The sequence below is a fragment of the Vibrio sp. 1727 genome, assembly GCF_033344415.1.
Lineage (GTDB): Bacteria > Pseudomonadota > Gammaproteobacteria > Enterobacterales > Vibrionaceae > Vibrio > Vibrio alginolyticus.
On the sequence record NZ_JAWPOT010000034.1, the window covers coordinates 1 to 25,949 of the forward strand.

Below are 25,949 nucleotides of genomic sequence, written 5' to 3' on the forward strand. Positions count from 1 at the left end.
TGGTAGTTCAGTTGGTTAGAATACCGGCCTGTCACGCCGGGGGTCGCGGGTTCGAGTCCCGTCCACTCCGCCACTTAATATCGACAACCTCGCTTATGCGAGGTTTTGTCAAATCTAGAATATGAAAATTCTATAGGGGTGTAGCTCCAATTGGCAGAGCAGCGGATTCCAAATCCGCGTGTTGGGAGTTCGAATCTCTCCACCCCTGCCACATATCAGGCTCTGACTTAGGTCAGAGCCTTTTTTGTATCTGGTTTCTTCTCATTATTACAGCTTATTTCTACTCTTATCCCGTAAGTATGGCTTTCTGCTGTACTTTGGCAGCATTTAATCTACTGAACGAACGAAACTACAGTTAGCTGTAATGATCAGTGGCCCGAAATTTTAATAATAAAGGGGAATCACTATTTATATTTAGTTACACTCAACCGATCTGGATTAATGAGTAACTATGTATGGATATATCTCGTCGACGCTTTCTTCAATCATCCTTAGCAATCTCCGCGCTTACCGTTCTACCTGCATGTTCTCTATCTAGGAGCACTAATAAGCAGGGACAATATATATACGATATCACTGCAGAGCCTTCTACTGCAGAATTGATCCCTGGGTTTAATACAGACGTACTCGCATTTAATGGTTCGATTCCAGCGCCTACGATTCGTTGTCGCCAAGGCGAGAAAGTTATAATTAGGTTTACTAACAAGCTTTCAGAGCCGACTACAATCCACTGGCATGGCTTGCGAATCCCTATTGAAATGGATGGTGTACCTTTCTTAAGCCAGCCGCCTATCATGCCGGGTGAAACATTCGTTTATGAATTTACACCGCTAGATGCAGGCACGTTTTGGTATCACCCCCACATGAATAGCGTTAAGCAACTTGGTATGGGCTTAGTTGGGCTAATTATCGTTGAAGAGGCTGAGCCTGTTCTATTTGATGAAGAACAGGAAATAGTTCTAAAGCATTGGCATTTAGACAAACAAGGTCAGTGGAAGAACCTTATGGTACCGCGCTTGAGCGCTCGTATGGGGACTCCCGGAGAGTGGAGTAGCGTCAATGGTGTGCATGAACCTGTTTATACGCTGAAGCAGAATGCTACCACGCGATTAAGAATTGCTAACGTCGATAACACCATTACTTACCCGATCGCTATTGAAGGTGCAGAGGCTTGGGTTATTGCTATTGATGGTAACCCTGTTAAAACGCCTTATAAGCTCACTCAGCATAAAATTGGTCCAGGAATGAGGTTAGATGTCGGATTGATTGCTCCGAAGGCTGGAACACGTGTTTATGTGCGTCAAATGAAAGGACGCTTCCCATTCCCTTTGTGCGAGTTTGACGTTGTTGAGTCTGACTTGCCGAGCAACCAGAAACTGCCTTTATTACCTCTCAACCCTGTGCCAGCTCTCGATTTGAAAAATGCAGAGCAAATCGATTATGTGTTTGAGTGGGAGGGGGCGATCACTCCTGCTGATAAATCGGGCAAAGCGATACCTAAGTTCTGGCTGATGAACAAACGGGCTTGGGAGGGAATGAGCAAAGATAATATTCCAGCGCCGCTTTCAACATTGGAGATGGGAAAAACCTATATCTTCAACCTAAAGAACGTCACCCAATATCATCATCCTATTCATCTTCATGGACACACATTTACGGTTCTTGAGTTAGATGGAAAAAAACTCGACGAACCGTTTCATACCGATACGGTCTTACTTGGAAAAAACGGCAGTGCGAAAGCGGCATTTGTTGCAGATAACCCAGGGCGTTGGATGTACCATTGTCATGTAATTGAACATATGAAGACGGGTTTGATGGGGTACATTGAAGTAAAGTGACTCCTGTAACTTTTAAAATCTTGATAAGTTTTAAGCGCTATACTTTGCTGAATTCTAAGATTGTATAATCACTATTGCCGTAAATTTGATTACAATGTCGCCATTAACTTTTCTGGGGGAATTATGGGACAACTATCCGTTTTGGGTTTTATTGCATTGGGTGGTGCATTTGGTGCATGTTCTCGTTACTTAATTTCTGAACTTTGTGTCATTTTATTGGGGCGTGGTTTTCCATATGGTACGTTAACCGTTAACGTTGTTGGCTCATTTATGATGGGCTTATTGATAGCAGCTTTCGATAATGAACTTTTGGCAACGGAACCTTGGCGACAAGTGATTGGCTTGGGTTTTTTAGGCGCACTAACGACGTTTTCCACCTTCTCGATGGATAATGTTTTGCTTATGCAGCAGGGCGCTTTCTTTAAGATGGGGTTGAACGTATTGTTGAATGTCGTGTTAAGTATTTCAGCGGCGTGGATTGGCTTTCAATTATTGATGCGCAGCTAGCAAAGTAGTTAAAAATTGAACAGGTCGGCTTGGTTTCACCAAGCCGTTTTTATATACTGACATCACTTGTCGGAGTGCCATAAGGCTGAGACCGTTAATTCGGGATCCGTTGAACCTGATCAGATTAGAATCTGCGAAGGGAACAAGAGAAGATATTCACACCGGAGTTCTTTCTGGTTGACCTATCAAAAGTCGAATGTTGTTACAGGCAAATATCGTAAGCTTTAACTAGCCTTAATTTGACTCCTCTTGTCGCATCTATCCGCCAAGCATTTTTATCCAATTACTTTTTATCTAGTATAACAAAGCAAGGAAAAATGCTATGTCGAGTCGCAAACAAGCGAGACTGGAAGCAAAACAGTTCATTGATACACTCTCGGTACAACCGTACCCCAATTCAAGCAAAGTCTACGTAGAAGGCTCACGTCCAGATATTCGTGTGCCAATGCGTGAGATATCACTCGCTGATAGCCTTATTGGAGGCACAAAAGAAGCGCCTATATTCGAACCTAATGAGCCAGTACGCGTTTACGATACGTCGGGTGTATACACAGATCCAGAGCACACCATAGACCTCTATAGCGGCTTACCTAAGCTGAGAGAAGGGTGGATTGAAGAGCGTGCCGATACTGAGCTACTTGATGAAGTAAGCTCGGTATACACCAAAGAGCGCTTAGAAGATGAAACGCTAGACGATCTTCGTTACGGAAATCTACCACGTATTCGACGTGCCAAAGATGGCCATTGTGTGACTCAATTGCACTATGCTCGCAAAGGTATTATTACCCCAGAAATGGAATATATCGCGCTGCGTGAAAACATGGGGCGTGCCAAGTATCGCGATGAAGTGCTGAATCAACAGCATCCGGGTCAAAGCTTCGGAGCGAACCTACCAAAAGATATTACCGCCGAATTCGTGCGCAAAGAAGTCGCCGAAGGTCGCGCTATTATCCCTTCCAATATTAACCACCCAGAATCCGAACCAATGATCATTGGACGTAACTTTTTGGTCAAAGTGAACGCCAACATCGGTAACTCATCGGTCACTTCTTCGATTGAGGAAGAAGTAGAGAAGCTCGTTTGGGCGACACGTTGGGGTGGAGATACCGTTATGGATCTCTCTACTGGACGTAACATCCACGAAACTCGCGAGTGGATTCTACGTAACAGTCCGGTTCCGATCGGTACCGTACCAATGTATCAAGCGCTTGAGAAAGTGAATGGTGTTGCGGAAAACCTTAACTGGGAAGTGATGCGCGATACCCTGATTGAGCAAGCAGAGCAGGGCGTTGACTACTTTACTATCCATGCCGGTTTACTACTTCGTTATGTGCCAATGACTGCAAAACGCGTTACTGGCATCGTCTCTCGTGGTGGCTCTATCATCGCGAAATGGTGTTTAGCGCATCACCAAGAAAGCTTCTTATATACCCACTTCCGAGAGATCTGTGAAATCTGTGCTAAGTATGATGTCGCACTTTCTCTCGGTGATGGTCTGCGTCCTGGCTCGGTGGCCGATGCTAACGACGAAGCGCAATTTGCAGAGCTTCGTACCCTTGGTGAGTTAACCAAGATTGCGTGGGAATACGACGTACAGGTGATTATTGAAGGCCCTGGTCATGTTCCAATGCATATGATCAAAGAGAACATGGAAGAGCAGTTAGAGCACTGTCATGAGGCTCCTTTCTATACCCTTGGTCCATTGACGACAGACGTCGCTCCTGGTTACGACCATATTACTTCAGGCATCGGCGCTGCCATGATTGGTTGGTATGGCTGTGCAATGCTTTGCTACGTAACTCCGAAAGAGCACCTCGGTTTACCAAACAAAGAAGACGTGAAAGTAGGCATGATCACTTATAAGCTTGCTGCGCACGCCGCTGATTTAGCGAAAGGGCACCCAGGTGCTCAAGTTCGTGATAATGCGCTTTCTAAAGCTCGCTTCGAGTTCCGCTGGGAAGATCAATTCAACTTGTCACTCGACCCAGATACCGCGCGCGCTTTCCATGATGAAACCTTACCTCAAGAGTCCGGCAAAGTTGCTCACTTCTGTTCGATGTGCGGACCAAAGTTCTGCTCGATGAAGATTTCGCAAGAGGTACGAGAGTACGCGAAAGACACTGAGCAAGTTGCTGCGGACCAAGCTATCTCGATTAAAATGCTAGATGATCCTCTTGAAGGGATGCGTCAGAAATCGCAAGAATTTAGAGAGTCAGGTTCCGAGCTATACCACCCAGCAGCACATGCCGAGGTAAGTGACTAATGAGCAAAATCCTTATTCCGTCATCGTTGATTGAACTGACAGGTTTAGTTCAGCAATGTTTGTTGTTGGCGAAAGAACAGGGTTTTAGCATAGAAGACATTGAGTTGGGTGTGAGCCCAACTCAATCTATTCAGCTTGTTCGCGGCCAACAGACCACACACATAACGACTGATCTCATTGATGATTATGACTCTGAGCATGAGAGTTCATTTGTGCTCTATTACCGTTCTGCTTTGTCGGTAGAAGCGTGTGCTAAGCAACCGTCGAAAGCGATTTATATTGGTATTGCTGATACTCAGGTATCCGATGAAAAGGAGAAAGTGCTTCAGCTTGATATCTGGCGTCACCCAATTAACAACGAAGTGAGAGCACTTTCCGTTAAGTCCAAATTCAACGCAATGTTCAATCCTGAACATCACCTTGCTTGGATAGTAACGCTGACAGTACTCGATTTTCCTATCGAAGATGCGTTAACACTTGCTCGAGGAATGCTAACTCAGCAAGCGAATGTTTCACGTGAAACACTGTTGAATGACAACCTTGATGAGGGAAGGTCTACTCGGTGGGCTGACCAATTTGATGATTTCCCCACACCTGTACTGGAGGATAACCGACTAGGTATTCAAGTTGGTTGGTCTGCACAAGGCGAGAGCGTTAGCTTTCCAACTCTGACTAAGCAAAGTCTAGGGCTCTATCCAGTCGTTGATGATGTTGCTTGGATTGAGCGTCTACTGCCACTAGGCATCAACACTATTCAACTGCGAATCAAGAACCCACAACAAGCCGATTTAGAACAACAGATCATTCGAGCAATTGAGCTAGGTCGTCAGTATCAAGCACAAGTGTTCATAAATGACTACTGGCAGTTGGCAATCAAGCATGGCGCTTATGGCGTTCACCTAGGACAAGAAGACATAGAAGAATCGAATTTGGCTCAGATAACTAAAGCCGGCATTCGTCTTGGTCTTTCTACTCATGGTTATTATGAGCTACTGCGCATCGTACAAATTCATCCTAGTTACATCGCGCTAGGGCATATTTTTCCAACCACCACTAAACAGATGCCATCGAAACCACAAGGTTTGGTGCGCTTGGCTCTGTATCAAAAGCTGATTGATAGCATTCCTTATACAAACACAGAGTCGGTTTTCCGTCCTGCAAAAGACAAAGCAGGTAGTGACTATGTGCTTGGCTTTCCGACGGTCGCGATTGGTGGCATTGACCAATCTAATGCAGACCAAGTTTGGCAAACAGGTGTTTCTAGTTTGGCAGTTGTGCGAGCTATTACGTTGGCAGAATCACCTCAGTCCGTCATCGAGTTCTTCGCACAACTGATGAATGAAAGACAGCTAACGTTTACTGATCAGAGTAGTAAATTAGCGCATACCAAGAGAGGCGAGCATGCTCACGGATAAGCAGTTCCTTCGCTATCAGCGCCAAGTCGCTCTGCCTGAAATTGCCGAAGTCGGGCAAGAGCGTTTGAGCAAATCGCATGTGCTGATCATCGGTTGTGGTGGGTTAGGGAGCGCAGCGAGTTTGTACTTGGCATCAGCGGGTATTGGTAAATTGGTTGTGGTCGATGACGATGAAGTTGATAGCAGTAACCTACAACGTCAGATCATTTATCGTGAACAAGACCTCCAAGTTGCGAAAACAAAAGCGACTGTGAAGCAACTGACTGACCTTAATTCTATGGTTCAAATTCGTGCCCTCAATAAGCGATTAGACAAAGCACAGCTTCAGCTTGAGGTGATGCTAGCGGATGTGGTGCTCGACTGCACCGATAACATGCCAACGCGTCAGCTCATTAACCAAGTTTGTTTCGAGCAAAATACGCCGCTCATCTCGGCGGCGGCAATTGGTTGGCAAGGGCAATTCGCTGTCTTTGATTACCAAACACCAAGTGAACAAGAAGCGCAGAGTAAAGCGTGTTACCGCTGTTTGTATCCGTTCGACGAATTACCGCAAACGCAAAAGTGCAGTGAGAGCGGTGTCGTCGGTCCGGTGGTCGGCACACTTGGTAACTACCAAGCGATAGCAGCAATTCAAAAACTGGCGACGGGAAAGTTTCATGTCGAGACTGCCAAGTTGCATCTGTTTGATGGGTTGAAACTGCAATGGCAAACCATGGCGATAAGCAAAGATAAACAGTGCCAAGTGTGTGCTCAGATTTAGCTTGTGAGTAATGGGCAGAATTAAGAGAGTTGGAAGCAATGACGTTATCAGAACAACAAACAACACAAATGACCGCTGCTGACTTAGATGTGATCACTATTGTCATCAATGACCAGTCACATCAAGTTGCCAGTGAGTCGAATCTACAGCAAATCATTAGTCAATTTGCGCTGCCTGAAATGGGCTGTGTTTTTGCAATTAATAACAATGTTGTGTCACGCAGTGAGTGGGCTAGCACAGTTCTTTCACAGGGAGATAGCATCTCTTTGTTTCAAGCGATCGCAGGGGGTTAAAGTCGATGCTTAAAATTGGTGATAAACAATTCGAATCAAGACTGTTCACGGGAACAGGGAAATTTGCCAGCAGCCGATTAATGGCAGAAGCGATTCAAGTATCGGGTTCTCAACTTGCGACCATGGCGTTGAAGCGTGTGGATGTGAATGACCAACAAGACGATATTTTGCTGCCGCTAGTAAAAGCGGGGGTGAACTTATTGCCAAACACATCAGGAGCAAAGAATGCTAAAGATGCTGTGTTTGCTGCACAACTGGCGCGAGAAGCGTTGGGTACTAACTGGCTAAAACTGGAAATTCATCCAGACCCGAAGTACTTGATGCCCGATCCAATTGAGACACTTGCAGCCGCTGAACAGCTGGTTCGTGAAGGCTTCATTGTCCTTCCTTACTGTCATGCTGACCCGGTTCTGTGTAAACGATTGGAAGAGGTTGGCTGCGCTGCTGTCATGCCATTGGGTGCTCCGATTGGTTCCAACAAAGGGATAGTTTCTCACGATTTCCTAGAGATCATCATCGACCAAGCTAATGTTCCTGTCATTGTTGATGCGGGTATTGGTGCTCCTTCACATGCTGCGCGTGCGATGGAAATGGGCGCGGATGCCGTGCTAGTTAATACCGCGATTGCGACTTCGAGCGATCCCGTTGCGATGGCGAAAGCATTTAAGTTGGCGGTAGAGTCGGGGCGTATGGCTTATGAAGCCGGACTTGCAGGTAAGGTTTCTCATGCGGTTGCGTCGAGTCCACTGACGTCATTCCTAGATGAGCTTTAGTCCTAGATTGGTTTAGCTATTAAGCGAGGAAAACATGAGCTTCGTTGAACAATTTAAGCAGCTTAATTGGGATGACATTTCGATGTCTATCTATGCGAAAACGGCAAAAGACGTCGAGCGAGCATTGAATAAACCCAAGCGTGATTTGGAAGACTTTAAAGCGCTAATTTCACCAGCGGCTGAAGCGTACTTAGAGCAAATGGCGCAGCTGTCATATTCGGCAACTCGTAAGCGCTTTGGTAATACCATGTCGCTTTACATTCCATTGTACCTTTCTAACTTGTGTGCCAATGCTTGTACTTATTGTGGCTTCTCGATGGAGAATAGAATCAAGCGTCGTACCTTGAATCGGGACGAAGTGGTTGCAGAGGTCGAAGCAATCAAGCGCATGAAGTTTGATAGCGTATTGCTGGTGACTGGCGAACACGAAACTAAAGTGGGTATGAAATACTTCCGCGAAATGGTGCCTATGATTAAGAAGCGCTTTAACTATTTGGCGATGGAAGTACAGCCACTTGATCAAGACGAATACGCTGAGCTCAAGACATTGGGTTTGGATGCGGTGATGGTCTATCAAGAAACGTATCATCCTTCGACTTACGCCGAGCACCATTTGCGTGGCAACAAGATGGATTTCGAATACCGATTGGATACACCCGATCGTCTTGCAAAGGCGGGCATCGATAAGATCGGTATTGGTGCTTTAATAGGGTTGGAAGAGTGGCGTACCGACTGTTTTTATGTGGCAGCGCACTTGGACTATCTTGAGCGCACGTATTGGCAGACTCGTTACTCGATTTCTTTCCCGCGTTTGCGTCCTTGTGAGGGTGCGCTCCAACCCAAATCAGTCATGACGGATAAGCAACTTGTTCAGCTGATTTGCGCTTATCGTTTGTTGAATCCAGAAGTGGAGTTGTCATTATCGACTCGTGAGTCACCGAAGTTTAGAGATAACGCATTGCCTTTAGGCATTACCAGTATGTCTGCTGCATCGAAAACTCAGCCGGGTGGTTATGCGATGGATGATGTTGAACTCGAGCAGTTTGAGATCAGTGATGAGCGAAGCGCAGGTTCTGTGGAAGATATGATTCGAGCCAAAGGGTTTGACCCTGTATGGCGAGATTGGCACTCGGCGTATTCTGGTTAAGTAGCAAAGAAAGCCACTGGTCATCGTTATGTTTCACGTGAAACATAGGCAAAAAAAGAGGGTTGATGCAAAACATCAACCCTCTACTTTTTTCTAGCTTCTAGCTTCTAGCTTCTAGCTTCTAGCTTCTAGCTTCTAGCTTCTAGCTTCTAGCTATGTGCTACTGGTAGCGTTGCTTGACGAAGCCACTCTTTCACATCACCTTCAACAAGTGGGCTGATCTCATCCCATACCTTCTGATGGTAATCATTCAGCCAAGCAAGTTCTGGACGAGTTAGCATATCAACGTTGATATTTCGCTTGTCGATTGGACAGCGTGTTAGCGACTCAAATGACAGAACAGGGAAGTCACCGTTTGTTGCGGTTTCAACAACAAGCTCTAAGTTTTCAATACGAATACCAAACGCATCTGCACGGTAGTAGCCTGGTTCGTTGGATAGCACCATACCTTCTGTTAGAGGCACGTCGATTTGCTTCTTCGAAATGCTTGCTGGACCTTCATGAACACTTAGGAAGTGACCAACACCGTGACCAGTACCGTGATCGTAATCGTAGCCTTCCGCCCATAGGTGCTGACGAGCTAGCGTATCGATTTGGTAACCACGTGTGCCTTTCGGGAAACGTGCACGAGCAACACCGATGTGACCTTTTAGCGCAAGAGTGAACTGTTTAATCATCTCTTGTGAAGGCTGACCGATCGCAATGGTACGCGTGATGTCTGTCGTGCCATCTAGGTACTGACCGCCTGAATCCACTAGGTAAAGTGTGTTCAGTTCTAGCTTGCCAGGTTCAGGTTGGTTCTCGTGATTATAGTGACACATCGCCGCGTTGCCACCTGCTGCCGAGATAGTATCGAAGCTAAGATCCATAAGTGTCGGGTCTTCGCTACGGAACGCTTCCAGTTTGTCTGCCATCGTCGCTTCATCATGCAGGTTACCAGCAGCGACTTCAGCATCTAACCAAGACAGGAACTTACTCATCGCTACGCCATCGCGGATATGACATGCTTTCATGCCTGCGATTTCAACTGCGTTCTTTGCTGCTTTTGGCATTAGGCATGGATCAGCTTTACTCACCACAGATGCGCCTGCGTTTTGAAGCACCAGCTTAAACCACGCGTTACTTGTCGCAGGGTCAACCAGTACATTCTTGCCAGTTAGGTTTTCTAGTCGTGCTTGCAATGCTTCTGGGTGATGAACCGTCACGCCGGCACCAACATGAGCGTCAAACTCAGCAGGTAGGCGAGCAGGATCTAGGAAGTATTCCACGCTTGAGTCTGAGTGCAGAATCGCGTGAGAAAGCAGAACTGGTAAACGTGATACATCAAGACCACGAACGTTGAGTAACCAACAGATAGAATCAAGTGCTGTGATCACTGCGCTGTCTGCACCGGCTTTTTTCACGAGCTCTGCGATTTCTTGGCGTTTGCTTTCACTTGACTGACCAACTGCTTCTGTTGCCATTAGGCGAACATCAGAAACCACAGGAGCAGGGCGGTCGTGCCACAGTTCATCAATTGGGTTGCTATCGAGAATCTTAAGCTCAAGTGCGCCAGCAAGTTTTGCTTGTGCCATGTCTAGCCAAGCAGCGTTGTGCATGCGAGGGTCGATTGCCACAGACGCGCCATTTGCAAGATGGTCTTTAATCCAATCTAGTGCAGGCTCTTCAATCAAGTGACGGTATTCGAATAGATCAGCAGGAACCTGCTTTGTTACTTGTACTGTGTAGCGACCATCAACAAAGATAGCGGCTTTGTCTTTGGTGATTACCGCAGCACCAGCAGAACCAGTAAAGCCAGTTAGCCAATGTAAACGCTCGTTGTGCGCTGGTACGTATTCACCCAAGTACTCGTCTTCATGAGGGACAAGTAGGGCATCAATATTATGTTGTGCTAGCCATTCGCGAATTGCATTCACGCGGCTTTGGGTATCGTTGTGCATCTGTGTTATTCCTTCAAATTACCGCTCCTTCATGCTCAGGTGTGGGAGCTGTTTCCATCTGCTTCATGCAGTTTACGATTCCATTGAGGTTCGCAATCACTTCAATAGAGTCGGAGTACAACTAGGCCATAGATGAGCCAAAAAGGACTACGACAGTTAAGCTACTCATTTTAGCCGCTAAGCGCAAATTGAGTGCGGTGTTTTTATCTAAGGTGATCGGTTTTTTGTGTGATCATCGTACGTAGCCAGCCTAATGCAGGGTCGTTTTCTCTATCTCGGTGCCAGAATAAAGTGTAAGCCATAGGTGGGAATTCTAACGGTAGTGGCAGCACGACCAAATCAAGCTGTTTGGCCGCAAGTTGCACAAAATGACTTGGCGCAGTAAAGATAAAGTCGGTGTATGAACATAAACTTGCGGCACTGTTAAAGTCGGGCACAGTGACGGCAATATCGCGGTCGGCGCCAATATCTGCAAGGCGATAATCTAGCAACCAACGGTCGTTGCCATCACAACGCACCTGTACATGGCGTAGGGCGAGATAGGCTTCCAGATTCCAAGGTTGTTTTAGCGCAGGGTGGTTTTTGCGAATAATGCACATTTGGTAATCACGATAAATTTCCAACTCGCAAATGTCATCGGGTGGTTGAAGAGTCAGCTTGGCATCGTTTATATCGATATCTTTTCCAGTTAAGCCTAAATCCAGTTCGCCGCGTTGAAGCATTTTAAATGTATTATCCGACCACGGGTGTGTGCTAATTGTCACGCCAGGTGCTTGTTGAAAAATCGCCGGTAAGAAATGGGGTAGAATGAGAGGGTAGACACTCTCTACCGCTGCTATTTGAAAACGGTATTCACTGCTTTGCGGAGAAAACTCTTCGGGTTGAGTCAGCACTTCTAACTGATTTATCAACAGATCCAGTTTCGGTTTAAGAAACAATGCGCGCGGCGTAGGTGTTAATCCATGTGAGTTTCGAGTGAAAAGAGGGTCATCAAATTGAATGCGCAGTTTAGCCAGTGATTTACTTACGGCGGATTGGCTTAAGCACAATCGGTGGGCCGCACGAGTAACGTTTAACTCTTCAATCAGCACTTTAAAGCAGACCAATAGATTTAAATCGATACGAGCCAGTTTTTCGACGTTCACAGTGAATTTCCTCTGAGGAATAATGCTCATGATTATACATCATTTCCATTCATATCATCAGATGATTAAGCTTTACCCAAAGTTCTTTATCCAATTCGGAGTGTTGTGTGTCTAGCCAGTTTTCTAATAGTAAAAAACAGATGGCGTTATTGACCCTTTTGGTTCTTTTCAGTCCTTTAGCGATTGATATTTATCTACCTGCTTTACCTCTTATTGCTTCCACTTTTCAGGTCGATAATGCGCTAGCACAAGACACGATCACTTGGTTCTTATTTGCTATGGGTGTTGGTCAGCTATTCGCAGGTCCCCTAGCAGATAAACTCGGACGTCGAACTGTTGCATTGGGCGGTATCACCATTTACGCGATGAGCGCTTTATTGGCGTGGAGTGCTCAAAATATTGAGTGGATGTTGGTTTCCCGACTGCTACAAGGCTTAGGTGCGTGTGCGACATCGGTAGCAGCCTTTGCAACAGTTCGCGATATCTTTGGCCCGGAAAAAAGCGGCAAAATGATCAGCTACCTTAACGGTGCGATTTGTTTCATTCCGGCTTTAGCTCCAATTCTAGGTAGCTGGTTAACTCAGCAATTTGACTGGCGTGCTAACTTTAGCTTTATGGCGGGTTTTGCTGTGGTGTCTGGATCATTGATGTTTTTCATGATGAAAGAGACTAACCCGTCAACAGAAAAGCAAGCCGTGTTTAAGCTTAGTCGGTATTGGGCAGTGCTTAGCACACCATCTTTTGTTTTCCATGCGTCATTATGCTTGATGGCGATGGCGGTTATTCTTGCTTACGTTACCTCAGCACCGTCGGTATTGATGACGGGGATGGGGCTGTCGATGAATGAATTCACTTTCTGGTTTGGTGTAAATGCGGTGATAAACATTGCGGCATGTATGCTGGCGCCTAAGTTTATGGAGCGCGTTGGAACTCACAACACCTTGGTCACCGGGATCTCAACTCTGGGTCTCGCAGGTGTGATCATGCTAGTGATGAATGGTCAGAATACCGCGCTTTCTTTCATGTTACCTATCTTTATGTCTTCTGTAGGTTTTGCATTCATTCTGGGTGCAGCGGCAGGGAAAGCGTTAGAACCGTTTGGTGATAAGGCGGGCACGGCAGCTGCACTGCTTGGATTGTTCCAAATGAGTGGCTCTGGTTTGTTGGTGGGTACACTGCAACGCTTATCTCTGGATCCACAAACCTTGATCGCAATTCATATGTGGGTCCTATTACCTGCGTTGGTCGTTCTGTTTACAAAAGCAGGGAAGAACTGGCACTCGAGCTTTGCGAAAGCGTAAATCAGTGTAATTTAGTATTTTCCAATGTAAGTAAGGCGTGTATATTTGTCACTCAGACTTTTCCTGACACCATAACGGAACTCAAAAAGTAATGTCGTTAACCACGTATGAAATGGCTCGTATTCTAGAGCAAATGGAAGATTCACCAGAAAAGGTGATGTTTGGCAAGTTGCTTAATGAGCTGGGTAATCAAAGCTCCGAGCGTATTCGTAGTGCGGCTAAACAAGTACCTCTGCCAATTTTGCGTGATATCGTGTACCAATTTCAGCAAGTGATTGAGTCACGCAAAGATGAACAAGTCGAGCAGATGGCAAAAGACCTCGCTCAGCAAGGTATCTCAGCAGAAGAGCTACTGGCTTACTTGAATAAATAATAAAAAATCCCCGCATGATGCGGGGATTTTTTTAGCTCGTCATTTTCTTTTTCAGGATGTGGTCCAAAGACAGCGGTCCTGGCCCCCATACGATTACGATAAGAATCATCAATCCCCAAAGTTGGTGGTCATAAAAACCTTTCTCCCACAACAGTGGGTAAGAGATCACTGCGATGATGTTGAAAACAAACAGCATTGCTGCCATCGGGCGGGTAATCAATCCCAGTGCCAAGAACATCGGTAGAACCAACTCCGCAGCCGTACCTAAATAAGCCGCCAATTCCCATGGCAAGATTGGCACTTGGTATTCCAGCTCAAATAAGTACAGCGTGCTATCCCAAGATGAGATTTTGATTAGTCCTGAATTGAAGAACACCCAAGCAACCCAAAAGCGACAAAAGAGAAGTAGTAAAGGGACAAAGCCTGCTTGTAAGGTACTGATTAAATCGTCGTACCGATTCACTAAGTTTTTAACCGTATCCGTCATAGAGTGCTCCTTAGATTGATTGCAATGTAAAGCCGTCAACAATATCGAGTGCCATGATGCGATTGAGATGAGCGAGTAAAACGTCAGGTATTTCGCTCAAACTCTGCTTCTGCTCTAAACATTGCAGCAGTTGGAACACATCGGCATCGAGTGCGTGACACAAGGCTTCTCCATTGGCTTGAATCGAGATGACACCTTGCTGTAATTGGTTGATATTAAGTTGTTCGAATTGCCCAGTTTGAATCGCACTAAATAGATCGAATACTGCGTAGTTGGAGTCAAAGCTGCGGCAGCCCTTTTTAAGGTGTAAGACTAAAGCGGGTTGTTGCTCTTCACTCACTTCGCCAAGTAACGCAAGCGGTTTTAATTCCGCTGCATTGGATTGTTCATACTGTGCTTGACGAGCTAGGTCGATATGCCACTCGAAGCGTGCGACTTCAGGGCTGTAAGGTGCTTGTGCGATCACCTGACTGAACTGCATGATGGTGTCTTGAAAGCCTTCGCCATAATGCACCACATTTCCTTCTTCTAATGGGTAAGAAAGAACATGCTGGCGAGATATCTGTTCAAAGCATTCTTCACCAAGCAGCGCTTCAACCATCGGGTAGGTCGCGGATAACACCTCGCTTAAGCTGACGATAAAGTTATTGCGGTAAATCTGCATGCGTTCATCAGCGGTAAACGTATCACTGGCAATATCGCAATCTTCACCGAGTGCTTGATAGTGTAGGGCTTTAGCAAACTGGCTTTGTAAGGTGGCTAGATTCATGATGCCTTCCTTGGTTCGCTTTGTTCACTTGGAAGTGTGCCTTGCAACAGCAGTAGCGATGCTTTCTGTGCTTCTCCTAATAAGACTTCTGGCGCGGGGATATCCAAATCCCATTCAATCAACGTATGACGTGGACCGTGTTTTTTTGTCCACTGTGAAAACAACTGCCAAACTTCATCGCTAACCGGGCGGCTATGGGTATCAATCCATATCTCACCTTTGTCGAGTTGTTTAATGGTAAAACCTGCCAAGTGAATCTCATCCACTTTGTCGGCTGGAATCGCATCTAGGTATGTGTCGCAATCAAAACCGTGGTTGAACGCCGAAACATAAACATTGTTTAAGTCGAGCAATAAACGACAGTCAGTGCGCTTTTGCACTTCGGTAAGAAACTCCCATTCGCTGATGGTCGAATGTTGAAACTTCACATAACTAGATGGGTTCTCTATCAAGATCTCGCGTTGCAAATAATTCTGCACTTCATTCACGTTACGAGTGAACACGTTGAGCGCTTCTTCCGTATACGGAAGTGGAAGCAGGTCATTAAAGTAGTGACCGCCGTTTTCACTCCAACTTAAATGGTCAGAAACAAGAATTGGGTCGATTGAGTCAATCAGTGATTTAAGTTGCGCAAGATGCTTTTGACTAACACGTTCCACCGAACCTAGCGACAAACCAATACCGTGGCAGCTAATTTGATATTGCTCGCGAAGCGTTTGTAGCTGATGGCGCTCTGTTGCATTGGGTTGGAAATAGTTTTCACTGTGGATTTCTAACCAAGACAACTCAGGCTGGGATTGGCTAAAGTAATCGAGGTGAGGGGTTCTTAATCCAACTCCAACAAGGTCGTGGAAGGTGTGGTGTTTCACGTGAAACTCCTTTTCAAATCGTGCGGGAAGAGAAGGATGCGTCTTGGCTTTGCGTTGGTTGAGCGTCAACGCATCCTCACAATAGCTAGCGATAAAAGATTATGAAGAAGAAGTGCTACCGCCAGCGAGTTTGTCACAAAGACCTTTTGGTACGACTACGAATGCGTCTTTTTGGTTATCTTCTTTAGAAGTACCAGCGCATGAGCTGCTTTTTGTTGCACAGTCGTTTTTACCTGCTTTAGAAACGCCATAGCACTTTTCTTTTTCAGCAGCGACAGCTGGAGCTGCAGTTAGCATTGTGCCACCAAGAGCTAGAAGACCAGTAACAGCAGCAGTAACAGCTAGATTCGACTTTTTCATAATAAATTCCTCTGAATGATTTCCTTTACTTTAAGTTGGCAAGATGAATCACCTGTTTTGGCGTTTTTGTTATCAACTTGCTTAACTTAAAAGATAGGAAACTGGCTAAAAAACTTTCAGAAAAATTTCTGAAGTAAATGGGTTTGCAGGGTCAAATAGGTATAACTAATTGATGTGTTGGGCAAAAAAACATCGATTTTTTTATCAAGTTTTGTCTAAACAGCACCCGGTTGTTTAGGTTATAATCGGTTTTTATGTATAAATAACCAGTAGCTCTCATCATGATGGATCCATCTCTATTACTCGACGGTTTGAACGATAAACAACGTGAAGCCGTTGCAGCACCTCTAGAAAACTTGCTCGTTCTTGCTGGCGCAGGAAGTGGTAAGACACGCGTTCTTGTTCACCGTATCGCTTGGCTGATGTCGGTCGAGCAAGCTTCTCCGTTTTCAATTATGTCGGTAACCTTTACCAATAAGGCGGCGGCAGAGATGCGTGGACGTATCGAAGAGCTAATGATGGGCAGTGCAGGCGGTATGTGGAATGGTACTTTCCACGGCATTTGTCACCGTATTCTGCGTGCACACTATCTTGATGCGAAGCTACCGGAAGATTTCCAAATCATTGACAGTGACGACCAGCAGCGTCTGCTAAAGCGTTTGATCAAAGCGCAAAACCTCGATGAGAAGCAATGGCCTGCACGCCAAGTGGCATGGTGGATTAACGGTAAGAAAGACGAAGGTCTGCGTCCGTCGCACATTGATGCGTACCATGATCCAGTGACCAAGACATATCTACAGTTGTACACCGCTTACCAAGAGGCGTGTGACCGTGCTGGTTTAGTCGATTTTGCGGAGATCTTGCTGCGCGCACATGAGCTACTGCGTGATAACAAGTTCGTTCGTGAACACTACCAAGCACGCTTTAAGCACATCTTGGTGGATGAGTTCCAAGATACCAACAACATTCAATATGCTTGGCTACGTATGATGGCGGGTCCTGAGTGTCACGTGATGATCGTAGGTGATGACGACCAGTCGATTTATGGTTGGCGTGGTGCAAAAGTCGAGAACATTGAGAAGTTTACGCTCGAATTCCCAAGCGTGAATACCATTCGTCTTGAGCAAAACTACCGTTCCACTAAGACCATTCTGGAAGCATCTAACACCCTGATTGCGAATAACACCGAGCGTATGGGTAAAGAGTTGTGGACGGATGGCGTGGTCGGTGAGCCTATCTCGGTTTACAGCGCTTACAACGAATTAGATGAAGCCCGTTTTGCGGTGAACAAAATCAAAGAGTGGCAAGACAAGGGCGGTGCTCTGAATGACGCTGCGATGCTTTACCGTAACAACGCCCAGTCGCGTGTTCTGGAAGAAGCGTTAATTCAAGCCGGTCTGCCTTATCGTATCTATGGCGGCATGCGATTCTTCGAACGTCAGGAAATCAAAGATGCCTTGAGCTACATGCGTCTGATTGCCAACCGTAACGATGATGCGGCGTTTGAACGTGTGGTGAATACGCCAACGCGTGGTTTGGGCGATAAGACGCTTGAAACCATCCGTTTTGCGGCTCGTGATCGTGGTTGCACCATGTGGGAAGCGAGTGTGGCAATGTTGGACGAGAAGGTTCTTGCTGGTCGCGCTGCTGGTGCTCTGAGCCGTTTTATCGAGCTTGTCACCGCGCTAGAAGACGACACCTTAGAGATGCCGCTGCATCACCAAACTGACCATGTGATTAAATACTCGGGCTTGTTCGCGATGTACGAGCAAGAGAAGGGCGAAAAGTCTAAGGCACGTATTGAGAACTTGGAGGAATTGGTGACCGCAACTCGCCAATTCGAGAAACCAGAAGAAGCCGAAGACATGTCACTGCTGACGGCATTCCTAACCCACGCAGCACTAGAAGCGGGCGAAGGACAAGCGGACGAATTTGAAGATGCGGTTCAGCTCATGACATTACACAGTGCGAAAGGTCTAGAGTTCCCATTGGTGTTTATGGTCGGTGTGGAAGAAGGCATGTTCCCAAGCCAAATGTCGGCAGAAGAAGCAGGGCGCTTAGAAGAAGAACGCCGTCTGTGTTACGTAGGCATGACCCGTGCAATGCAGAAACTGTACATCACTTATGCTGAAATGCGTCGTTTGTACGGTCAGGATAAATACCATAAACCGTCTCGCTTTATCCGTGAACTGCCAGAAACTTGTTTAGATGAAGTACGAATGAAGGCGCAAGTTAGCCGTCCTTCAAGCAGTGGTCGATTTAGCCAAACTGTTGTGAAAGAGAGCTTTAATGAAACCGGCTTTACGCTAGGTTCTCGTGTGATGCATCCAAAGTTTGGTGAAGGCACCATCATCAACTTCGAAGGCAGTGGTCCACAGAGCCGTGTACAGATTGCCTTTAACGGTGAAGGCATCAAATGGTTGGTAACTGCTTACGCACGACTAGAGAAACTGTAAGGCTTGACCAAAACTCATCAACTTAAGAGCTGCTTCGGCGGCTCTTTTTGTTTGTACAGTTTTGGTGTCGCTAACGCAGTAAAAAATGGAATGATAAATGGAGTACAAAAGCGCGACTTAACGATGCCGTTTGAAGTGAAAGGTGGGCGTTGTGGGTGAATGCCTGTTTTCAGCAGATCTACTGAGAAAAACTTTAGGCAAAGAAAAACCCCGAGGGCTTGCGCCCATCGGGGTTATAGTCTTACTCGCAGCAATCCAGCTACTAAGAGTGCTCCATGCATCTAATCCATGATAGTGTGCTGAATCCGTCAGCTTAATCCTTACGTCGCCTTCCTAGCGGTGTCCTTAGTGACCTTATCCTGGTCTGCTAACTATCCTCGTTAGCTCTCATCACTTGTTCCCTGAGCGGTGTCCCTGACATCATCCTGATGTTCAAATCCTTGCCTCGTCCAGAGGTGTCCATTTCCCGTCCTTAGTAGCAACCATCCTAGTCACTATTGATTCCGTTCAATGTCCAATTTTGCAATCCATGCCCGACTATTCATCCTGAATAACCGTTTCTTCTTCCTGAAGTTCACCAAGTCCGTGGTGTTTCCTGTTCCGTGTCAGCATCCTTCCGACAGGTTTAATATTACGTGTTTAACGATTTCCAACAACGGGCTAATCTCACATTTTTTAACTCTCTTAGCGTTCAAAAAAGATACATGAGTATTAAATTCAATGGCTTATGATCTTTGCTGTACGGTTTTATCATTAAAAAAGAGAGGTTTGCTCAACCCTTTGTGAGAGATCTCGCACAAGGGGTCGAGCGAAAGACTCTTACTGCCCGATAGCGGCACCTTCACGTCTTGGATCCGCAGCGCCTTCAAGACCGTCTTTTGTTATGCGTATCGCATGCAGACCAGAGTTCAAATCCCGAACATCAGTTTTAAAACCCATCTTCTCCAGAGCAGGCTGTAAGCCCTCTGCGGCGGTACCTTGCTCAATATCTAAGGTGCCAAAACGGTTCAGCAATCGTGGCTGATTAATCGCGCTCTGGATGTCCATATCCCATTGCGTGTGGGCGATAATGGCTTGTGCGACGTAACCAATAATGCGGCTGCCACCCGGTGAGCCAATTGCCATGTAAGGTTTGTCATCCTTCATCATAATGGTTGGTGCCATGGATGAACGTGGGCGTTTTCCCGGTTCTAAGCGGTTCGCGATTGGCACACCATCTTGATGCGTGCGGAAAGAGAAATCGGTCAGTTCGTTATTGAGCAAGAAGCCGCGTACCATCAAGCGTGAGCCAAAAGCATTTTCAATGGTTGTTGTCATTGAAACTACATTGCCTTGCTTATCGACGATATTGAAATGGCTGGTGGAAGGCAGCTCGATCGATTGGTCCATGCTTAAGTTCATCGCGTGCGACCAAGGAGGATTGCCGGCGTCAACCTTACTCAAGGCTTTACCGACTTGGATAAGCTCAGCACGCTGTTTGAGATAGTCTTTATCAAGCAAGCCTTCGGTTGGCATTGGCACATAATCTTGGTCAGCCATGTATTTACCGCGATCCGCAAACGCAAGGCGAGACGCGTCGGCGATCACTTGCCATGATTTCGCGCTTTCGGCTCCCCAACCTTTAAGATCGTATTGCTCGGTGATCGCAAGAATCTGTCCAACCGTCAATGCGCCAGAGCTAGGAGGTCCCATGCCGCAGATGTCATAGCTTTGGTAAGCCGCACAAACCGGTTCACGTTGCTTGATTTGGAACGCATCAAAGTCAGGTTGTGCCAAAACGCCAGGATTGCCCGGTGCATTCTGTACTGTCTTGATGATGTCTGTGGCGATATCGCCTTGATAGAAAGCTTTTGCCCCTTGTTCTGCAATTGCCGTCAGAGTTTGCGCGTATTCAGGGTTCTTCAACAACGTGCCTTCGGTTTTTGGTGAGCCGTCTGGATTGAAGAAGTAAGCCTTAGTCGCAGGGAAGCGTGATAGGCGCTTAGCATCTTTCTCAATCAGACTCGCGAGGCGAGGACTGACTTCGAAACCTTGCTCAGCCAAGGTAATCACGGGTTGGATGATCTTCTTCCATTCCAACTTGCCGTATTTCTGGTGTGTGTCCCACAGCAGTTTCACTGTACCAGGAGTGGCAACGGAGCGCCCGCCGACAACCGCATCGTAAAATTGTAGGGGTTGTCCTTTTTCGTCTAAAAAGAGTTTCGGCGTCGCGGCGAGCGGTGCGGTTTCGCGTCCATCATACGTAGTCAGTTTTTGTTTCTCACTGTCCCAATACACTAAGAAGGCGCCACCACCAATACCTGATGATTGCGGTTCTACCAAGCCCAGCATCAGCTGCACGGCAACCATAGCATCAATAGCATTACCACCTTGGGCAATAACATCCGCACCAGTTTGGGTTGCAATTGGGTTAGCAGCGGTAACCATATAATCTTTCGCTTTGACCAGTTGTTTTTGCTCGAAGCCAGTGCTGTGCTCCGGCGCAACCGCATCTGCTGCTTGGTTAGCAAAGACTGAGGTAGATAAGATTAGTGGGGAAGTAAGAAAAAGACCCGTGGTCACGAGTCGGTTGAACGTCCAATGCATGATGACTCTCCATGTTGCCAGTTTTGTGCTTTGAGCTTGGCAGTTATGGAGAGTCACGTCGAGTCAGCAATCTTAGAAATGTCGATTGTGCTACGCTTTTAAATCAGTACTTTATCCGATAAAAGTATTGATAGTTTGGTATAGAATACTGCCGCCCACTAGAGTAAATACCACGCCGCATAGACCGTCGATGTAGATACCCGCTTGTTGCAATTTACGCTGTAAGCGCTGTGTCGACAGCATCCATGCAAGGCTAGAGAACCAGAATAGCGACAAGCCAAACAGGATGACCAGTGCAATACCTTTGCCAGTAATCGACATACCTGCTGGGACTAAACTCGACATCAAACTGACAAAGAACACCAGGGCTTTTGGGTTAAGAATGTTGGTCGCAAACCCTTTAGCAAACGCTTGACGCTTATTGCTGATCACTAGGTTATTTTGCTTCTTAGGTTGATCCGTCTGTGGGTTTTGGATCATCGAGATCACGGCACGCAATGCGCCAATTCCTAAGTAGAGCAGGTAACTACCACCGAGCAGTTGTACCACGGAATACAGCACTGGGTGCTGGTGGACGACAAAACTCACACCTGTCAGGCTGAACAAAGAGTGCAGCAAAATACCGACGGACAATCCCAACGCAATGTACAAGCCAGTTTGACGACCATGACGCGTCGCATTTTGTACGACCAGCGCAAAGTCCGGACCTGGACTCATTAGGGCAATAAAGTGAATGCTGGCGAGTGTCAGCAATATGGTGGATTCATTCATAACACATCTCAAATTTAACCAATGCGGCTATTGTCGTGGTAAGTCACCTGTGGCGCTTGTAAAAAACTGACAGCTTTCTCGGTAAATGAAATTAACGAGCCACTTGAGAAGGGGAAACGCCGTAGGTCTGTTTAAACGCTTTGCTGAAATGCGCTTGATCGTAGAAACCGATCTGGTGGGCGACGTCGGTACCACATTGACCAGCTTGCAGTAACTTCATGCCTTGTTCAAGGCGCAGGCGTGCGAACCACGCATAAGGCGTCATGCCGGTTTGCGCTTTAAAGTGGCGCTGGAACTGAGTTGGGCTCAGTTGGCACAGCTCTGAAAGTGAATCCAAACGCACCGCTTGGTCAAGGTTAGCCATTAGATAATCTTTTAACGTCCCAAGCGATTGGTTTCCTAGCGGCACCACTTTTTGTCGCTCAAGCGATCCGTAGCGATCAAAAAGTTGGTTAAATCCTTCAAAAGGAAGGCAATCTTTAGTGAGTTGGCTGAGGTTTTCACGACGAAGTAGCCCGTGTAAGTTACTAAGTTGTGAAAATATCTGGGGATCCGAGATGATCAGTTCGTTGAAGTGTATTATTTGACCGTTTTTCTTAAGATCGGCTAGATCGCTCAATAGGTGAGGTTCGATCGCAAACACATTTACTTCGTAGCCACTCTCGAGCTTAGATTGCCCGTCGTGCAGCTCATCCGGCGGCATAATCACAATTTGCCCGTGACCAACTTGGTGGCTGTTACCTTGGTATTGGAACTTCTGCGCACCATGCGTGATCAGGCCGAGATGAAAATCCAGATGGTAATGCCTTTGAAAAGCAAATTTCTGGTATTTCGCCTCTATTAGACTCAAGTTGTCATGGTCGGTTGCGTAGTACTGAATATGTTCCATTAAATAAAAAAGCTTGGTCACATTATGACCAAGCTTATCTGGCAATTTCTAACTTGTCTTGTAAAAAACGATCACTGTGGCTGAACGATTCGGCGTGAGCGACGGTTATTACGTAATCCATCAAAGCTAAACACGACTAGTGCTCCCCAAATAAAGACGAAAGTGATCGCTTTATCCATGGTAAAGGGTTCGCCATACATCAATACTGCAAGTAAAAACATTAAGCTTGGGCCTATATATTGGAAAAAGCCCAAAGTCGATAATTTGAGTCTTGTTGCTGCACCCGTAAAGCACAGCAGTGGCAGGGTTGTTATAACCCCAGCCGCGATCAACAAACTATTTAACGTAAGCGGATTCGTAAGCATATTTGAGGTTGGTGTATCGGCAATAAAAAGCAAATAAACAGCGGCCACTGGCAGTAGAAGTAATGTCTCGATAAACAAGCCAGTTTTTGCATCGACACTGACTTTCTTTCTTAATAAGCCATAAAAGCCGAAGCTCATTGCTAACGCCATCGCAACAACAGGTACGGAGCCAAATACAATCAGTTGAACGAGTACGCCACAACCTGCCAATACAACCGCGAACCACTGTAATTTACGCAGTCTCTCTCCCAAAAATACCATCCCGAGTAAGACGTTGATCAGTGGGTTAATGTAATAACCTAAGCTGGCGTCGAGCATATGATTCGAGTTTACCGCCCAAATGAAAATCAACCAATTGCCGCCAATTAACATGGAACTTGCGATCAGGTAAGCGATTTTCGTTTTGTCTTTCGCGATGTGGTAAGCCGAGCGCCAGTGACGGCCAAAATGGAGGAGTGCAGCAAGCAAAAAGAAAGACCATATCACTCGGTGGCTTAGAATTTCCAAAGGAGATACTTGTGCGATGGACTTAAAGTACATCGGCGCAATGCCCCACATGGTATACGCGCCAATCGCTAGCAAGATGCCTTGCCGCGCGCGTTGTTGTTCGTCTTCTGGTGTCATGAAGTGTCACCTAATTGTGTGTTTTATAGAGCAGAAAATCAGTATACGAGTCGTGATGCGAAACACCTAACAATTTGCGGTTTTATTCACCATGAAACCCCATTACAATGTGCCCTCACTTTGTGTGCCAGTGGTATGCATAAGCACCTCTTTTTTAAGACCCAATCTGAGATTTTTCATGACCTCTACCTTGTTAGCCGAACAATCAGACTCGCCTGTAACGCCTCAACGTGTGTTGGAGGATGTGTTTGGTTACCAAGAGTTCCGTGATGGTCAGCAGTTGGTGATTGACGCCGCGGTAGAAGGTCGCGACAGCTTAGTTATCCTGCCTACTGGTGGCGGTAAGTCGCTGTGTTATCAAATCCCTGCTTTGGTTCGCTCTGGTATTACTTTGGTGATTTCTCCGCTTATTTCGCTGATGAAAGACCAAGTGGACCAGCTTAAAGCCAACGGTGTAGCGGCTGAATGCATTAACTCGACCATGCCTCGTGAAGAACTGCTCAGCGTGTATAACCGCATGCACACTGGTCATCTTAAGTTGGTGTACGTCTCGCCAGAACGCGTATTGATGCGTGATTTCATTGAGCGCTTGGAAAACTTGCCGCTATCGATGATTGCCGTCGATGAAGCGCATTGTATTTCCCAGTGGGGACACGACTTCCGTCCAGAATACGCCGCGCTTGGTCAACTTAAGCAGCAGTTTTCCCATGTGCCATTTATGGCGCTGACGGCGACCGCAGATGACGCAACGCGCCGAGATATTCTTGAACGTCTGCAACTGAATAATCCAGAGGTTTACCTAGGCAGCTTCGACCGTCCTAACATTCGCTACAACTTAGTTGAGAAGCACAAGCCGGTTTCGCAAATCGTTCGTTATCTTGAAACCCAAAAGGGGAATTGCGGCATCATCTATTGTGGTAGCCGGAAGAAAGTTGAGATGGTGACCGAGAAGCTGTGCAACAACCACATTCGTGCTGCTGGTTATCACGCAGGTATGGATGCTGATGAGCGCGCTTACGTTCAAGAAGCTTTCCAACGTGATGACATCCAAATTGTAGTGGCGACCGTGGCATTCGGTATGGGCATCAACAAACCAAACGTGCGTTTTGTGGTTCACTTTGATATCCCGCGCAACATCGAGTCTTACTATCAGGAAACGGGTCGTGCAGGGCGTGATGGTTTGCCTGCGGAAGCGATGATGTTGTATGACCCAGCGGACATCAGTTGGCTGCGTCGTATGTTGGATGAGAAAGACGATGGTCCACAGAAGCAGGTGGAAACCCACAAACTGAATGCGATGAGTGCCTTTGCTGAGGCGCAGACTTGTCGTCGTCAGGTGCTATTGAATTACTTTGGTGAGTATCGTGAGAAGCCATGTGGCAACTGTGATATTTGCTTAGATCCACCGAAACACTTTGATGCCACGGAAGAAGCGCGTAAGGCGTTGTCTTGTGTGTACCGAGTGAATCAGAGCTTTGGTATGGGCTACGTGGTGGAAGTGCTACGTGGCATGCAAAACATTCGTGTACGTGAAAACGGCCACGATAAGATTTCTACCTACGCGATAGGGCGCGACCACAGCCACGATTACTGGGTGAGTATCTTCCGTCAGTTAATCCACAAAGGGCTGCTGTTCCAAAACATCACGCGTAACTCAACGCTGCAACTTACCGAAGAAGCGCGTCCGCTGCTACGTGGCGATGTGACCCTAGAGTTAGCGGTTCCGCGTTTAGACACCGCAGCACGTGCGGCGAAGTCGGACAAACTGACCAGCAAGAACTACGACAAAAAGCTGTTTGCTAAGTTACGTAAGCTGCGTAAGTCGATTGCTGATGAAGATGGTTTGCCACCATACGTGGTCTTCAGTGACGCGACTCTGATTGATATGGCGGAAATTCTGCCAACGTCTTACGGCGAAATGCTTGCAGTCAGCGGTGTTGGTCAGCGCAAACTAGAGAAGTACGCCGATCCATTCCTCGATTTGATTCAAGAACACATTACTCACCACGGATAAGGAA

At 46.5% G+C, this 25,949-nt stretch carries 22 protein-coding genes, 1 tRNA gene and 1 riboswitch; of the genes, 13 read left to right on the forward strand and 10 right to left on the reverse strand.

Annotation, left to right across the window (positions count from 1 at the left end):
• The first annotated feature begins 134 nt into the window (after nucleotides 1-134).
• The 9 genes from R8O10_RS22055 (at nucleotide 135) to thiH (ending at nucleotide 8,996) form a co-directional block, all read left to right on the forward strand.
• Nucleotides 135-211, forward strand: a tRNA-Trp gene (locus R8O10_RS22055).
• Between the two features lie 244 nt (nucleotides 212-455).
• A complete protein-coding gene (locus R8O10_RS22060) occupies nucleotides 456-1,838 on the forward strand; it encodes a multicopper oxidase family protein (protein WP_318191735.1) in 1,383 nt (460 codons plus the stop codon).
• 123 nt (nucleotides 1,839-1,961) lie between these two features.
• Entirely contained in the window at nucleotides 1,962-2,345 is a 384-nt protein-coding gene (gene crcB / locus R8O10_RS22065) for a fluoride efflux transporter CrcB (protein ID WP_005378811.1), read from the forward strand.
• A 60-nt stretch (nucleotides 2,346-2,405) separates the two neighbouring features.
• A riboswitch (TPP riboswitch) is annotated at nucleotides 2,406-2,504 on the forward strand.
• Nucleotides 2,505-2,667: 163 nt separating this feature from the next.
• Entirely contained in the window at nucleotides 2,668-4,608 is a 1,941-nt protein-coding gene (thiC, locus tag R8O10_RS22070; protein WP_005378810.1) for a phosphomethylpyrimidine synthase ThiC, read from the forward strand.
• Entirely contained in the window at nucleotides 4,608-6,023 is a 1,416-nt protein-coding gene (locus R8O10_RS22075) for a thiamine phosphate synthase (protein ID WP_258475682.1), read from the forward strand. The genes thiC and R8O10_RS22075 overlap by 1 nt, the downstream gene beginning before the upstream one ends.
• Nucleotides 6,010-6,783: a HesA/MoeB/ThiF family protein gene (locus R8O10_RS22080; protein WP_213875008.1), complete on the forward strand. Its 774-nt coding sequence runs from the start codon at nucleotides 6,010-6,012 to the stop codon at nucleotides 6,781-6,783. The genes R8O10_RS22075 and R8O10_RS22080 overlap by 14 nt, the downstream gene beginning before the upstream one ends.
• Nucleotides 6,784-6,821: 38 nt before the next feature.
• On the forward strand, nucleotides 6,822-7,076 hold the full coding sequence (gene thiS / locus R8O10_RS22085; protein WP_225478233.1) for a sulfur carrier protein ThiS: 255 nt from the start codon (nucleotides 6,822-6,824) through the stop codon (nucleotides 7,074-7,076).
• Between the two features lie 5 nt (nucleotides 7,077-7,081).
• Nucleotides 7,082-7,849 carry a thiazole synthase gene (locus R8O10_RS22090; protein ID WP_213880928.1) on the forward strand — a complete coding sequence of 256 codons (768 nt, stop codon included), beginning with the start codon at nucleotides 7,082-7,084 and terminating at the stop codon, nucleotides 7,847-7,849.
• Between the two features lie 34 nt (nucleotides 7,850-7,883).
• Nucleotides 7,884-8,996, forward strand: a complete 1,113-nt coding sequence (gene thiH, locus R8O10_RS22095) for a 2-iminoacetate synthase ThiH (protein WP_225478232.1) — start codon at nucleotides 7,884-7,886, stop codon at nucleotides 8,994-8,996.
• Nucleotides 8,997-9,145: 149 nt separating this feature from the next.
• Here thiH and R8O10_RS22100 read toward each other — a convergent pair whose 3' ends face one another.
• A complete protein-coding gene (locus R8O10_RS22100) occupies nucleotides 9,146-10,936 on the reverse strand; it encodes an aminopeptidase P family protein (RefSeq protein WP_213906393.1) in 1,791 nt (596 codons plus the stop codon).
• A 203-nt stretch (nucleotides 10,937-11,139) separates the two neighbouring features.
• The gene (locus tag R8O10_RS22105; RefSeq protein WP_005378791.1) at nucleotides 11,140-12,081 is read right to left on the reverse strand and encodes a LysR family transcriptional regulator; all 942 of its coding nucleotides are present in this window, start codon (nucleotides 12,079-12,081) and stop codon (nucleotides 11,140-11,142) included.
• A gap of 107 nt (nucleotides 12,082-12,188) precedes the next feature.
• Between R8O10_RS22105 and R8O10_RS22110 the strand changes: the two genes are divergently transcribed.
• Nucleotides 12,189-13,382 (forward strand): multidrug effflux MFS transporter, encoded by a 1,194-nt coding sequence (locus R8O10_RS22110; protein WP_005382927.1) that lies wholly within the window; start codon nucleotides 12,189-12,191, stop codon nucleotides 13,380-13,382.
• A 91-nt stretch (nucleotides 13,383-13,473) separates the two neighbouring features.
• Nucleotides 13,474-13,755 (forward strand): hypothetical protein, encoded by a 282-nt coding sequence (locus tag R8O10_RS22115; RefSeq protein WP_005378786.1) that lies wholly within the window; start codon nucleotides 13,474-13,476, stop codon nucleotides 13,753-13,755.
• Between the two features lie 31 nt (nucleotides 13,756-13,786).
• Here the strand turns inward: R8O10_RS22115 and R8O10_RS22120 are convergent, their stop codons facing one another.
• The 4 genes from R8O10_RS22120 to R8O10_RS22135 form a co-directional block, all read right to left on the reverse strand.
• Nucleotides 13,787-14,242, reverse strand: a complete 456-nt coding sequence (locus tag R8O10_RS22120) for a DoxX family protein (protein ID WP_213867448.1) — start codon at nucleotides 14,240-14,242, stop codon at nucleotides 13,787-13,789.
• A gap of 10 nt (nucleotides 14,243-14,252) precedes the next feature.
• Complete coding sequence (locus R8O10_RS22125) at nucleotides 14,253-15,011, reverse strand: DNA-binding domain-containing protein (protein WP_318191736.1); 759 nt, start codon at nucleotides 15,009-15,011, stop codon at nucleotides 14,253-14,255.
• On the reverse strand, nucleotides 15,008-15,880 hold the full coding sequence (locus tag R8O10_RS22130; protein WP_213883939.1) for a DUF692 domain-containing protein: 873 nt from the start codon (nucleotides 15,878-15,880) through the stop codon (nucleotides 15,008-15,010). Before R8O10_RS22130 ends, R8O10_RS22125 begins: the two co-directional genes overlap by 4 nt.
• Nucleotides 15,881-15,979: 99 nt before the next feature.
• On the reverse strand, nucleotides 15,980-16,240 hold the full coding sequence (locus R8O10_RS22135; RefSeq protein WP_005378779.1) for a DUF2282 domain-containing protein: 261 nt from the start codon (nucleotides 16,238-16,240) through the stop codon (nucleotides 15,980-15,982).
• 281 nt (nucleotides 16,241-16,521) lie between these two features.
• Here R8O10_RS22135 and uvrD point away from each other — a divergent pair, with 281 nt between their 5' ends.
• Nucleotides 16,522-18,696, forward strand: coding sequence for a DNA helicase II (gene uvrD / locus R8O10_RS22140; protein ID WP_005378778.1), 2,175 nt, complete (start codon nucleotides 16,522-16,524; stop codon nucleotides 18,694-18,696).
• Nucleotides 18,697-19,515: 819 nt separating this feature from the next.
• Here uvrD and ggt read toward each other — a convergent pair.
• From ggt to rarD, 4 genes are all read right to left on the reverse strand, one after another.
• Nucleotides 19,516-21,282, reverse strand: a complete 1,767-nt coding sequence (gene ggt, locus R8O10_RS22145) for a gamma-glutamyltransferase (RefSeq protein ID WP_318191737.1) — start codon at nucleotides 21,280-21,282, stop codon at nucleotides 19,516-19,518.
• Between the two features lie 111 nt (nucleotides 21,283-21,393).
• Nucleotides 21,394-22,053: a LysE family translocator gene (locus tag R8O10_RS22150; RefSeq protein WP_017633799.1), complete on the reverse strand. Its 660-nt coding sequence runs from the start codon at nucleotides 22,051-22,053 to the stop codon at nucleotides 21,394-21,396.
• A gap of 91 nt (nucleotides 22,054-22,144) precedes the next feature.
• On the reverse strand, nucleotides 22,145-22,942 hold the full coding sequence (locus tag R8O10_RS22155; RefSeq protein ID WP_017633800.1) for an AraC family transcriptional regulator: 798 nt from the start codon (nucleotides 22,940-22,942) through the stop codon (nucleotides 22,145-22,147).
• A 71-nt stretch (nucleotides 22,943-23,013) separates the two neighbouring features.
• Nucleotides 23,014-23,931 (reverse strand): EamA family transporter RarD, encoded by a 918-nt coding sequence (gene rarD, locus R8O10_RS22160; protein ID WP_005378774.1) that lies wholly within the window; start codon nucleotides 23,929-23,931, stop codon nucleotides 23,014-23,016.
• A 178-nt stretch (nucleotides 23,932-24,109) separates the two neighbouring features.
• Between rarD and recQ the strand changes: the two genes are divergently transcribed.
• Nucleotides 24,110-25,945 carry an ATP-dependent DNA helicase RecQ gene (recQ, locus tag R8O10_RS22165; RefSeq protein WP_005451195.1) on the forward strand — a complete coding sequence of 612 codons (1,836 nt, stop codon included), beginning with the start codon at nucleotides 24,110-24,112 and terminating at the stop codon, nucleotides 25,943-25,945.
• The last annotated feature ends 4 nt before the right edge of the window (nucleotides 25,946-25,949 follow it).